A 1006-nucleotide genomic window follows, 5' to 3' on the forward strand; every position below is an offset into this window, starting at 1 on the left:
TCCACGGATCCTGCCGTTGCGCCGAAGGCAGCTGCGGCCAAGAAAACCGCCAAGGCGGCCCCGGCCGCGAAGGCGCCGTCCATGGCCTCGACATCTGCGAAGGCGGTGACGGCAAAAGCCGCACCCGCGGTGAAGGCGAAAGCGACACCTGCACCCAAGGCGACTGCTGCCAAAGCGTCAGCAAAAGCCGAACCGAAGCCTGCTCCGGCGAAGAAGCCGGGAGCCAAAAAGACGGCTGGAGCCGCCAAGTGAGCGTTTCGGACAAGGAAAAGGACGAGATCGAGAAATCGTCCGCGCCGCTGATCGAGCATCTCATCGAGTTACGCCGACGGCTGATCTGGTCGCTCGGCGGCTTCTTCGTCGCTTTCCTGGTCTGTTTCTTCTTCGCCAAGCGGCTGTTCAACCTTCTGGTCGTCCCGTTCAAATGGGCGACGAAATGGGCGGGGCTCGACCCGCACAAGGTCGAGCTGATCTACACCGCGCCGCAGGAATTCTTCTTCACGCAGGTCAAGCTCGCCATGTTCGGCGGCATGGTCATTGCCTTTCCGCTGATCGCCACGCAGATCTACAAATTCATCGCGCCTGGCCTCTACAAGAACGAGCGCAATGCCTTCCTGCCGTTCCTGATCGCATCGCCCATCCTGTTCCTGATGGGCGCCTCGCTGGTCTATTTCTTCTTCACGCCGATGGTGATGTGGTTCTTCCTCGCCATGCAGCAGGTAGGCACGGACGACCAGGTACAGATTTCCCTGCTGCCGAAAGTGTCGGAATATCTCAGCCTGATCATGACGCTGATCTTCTCCTTCGGCCTGGTGTTCCAGTTGCCGGTGGTGACCAGCCTGATGACGCGTGTCGGCATGCTGTCGTCCAAGGCGCTGGCGGAAAAACGCAAATGGGCGATCGTCATCGCCTTCATCGTGGCCGCGGTGCTGACACCTCCGGATCCGATGAGCCAGATCGGCCTGGCCATTCCGACCATCGTTCTCTACGAGGTCTCCATCTGGGC

1 protein-coding gene is annotated in these 1006 nt (G+C 60.5%); it reads left to right on the forward strand.

Annotated features, from left to right (window positions below; translation table 11 throughout):
* Positions 1-248: 248 nt before the first annotated feature.
* Positions 249-1006, forward strand: a 758-nt coding sequence (tatC, locus tag EOA36_RS36075; RefSeq protein ID WP_127281291.1) for a twin-arginine translocase subunit TatC, incomplete at its 3' end; no start/stop codon positions are given.

It is taken from the genome of Mesorhizobium sp. M8A.F.Ca.ET.021.01.1.1, from assembly GCF_003998025.1.
Classification (GTDB): Bacteria; Pseudomonadota; Alphaproteobacteria; order Rhizobiales; family Rhizobiaceae; genus Mesorhizobium.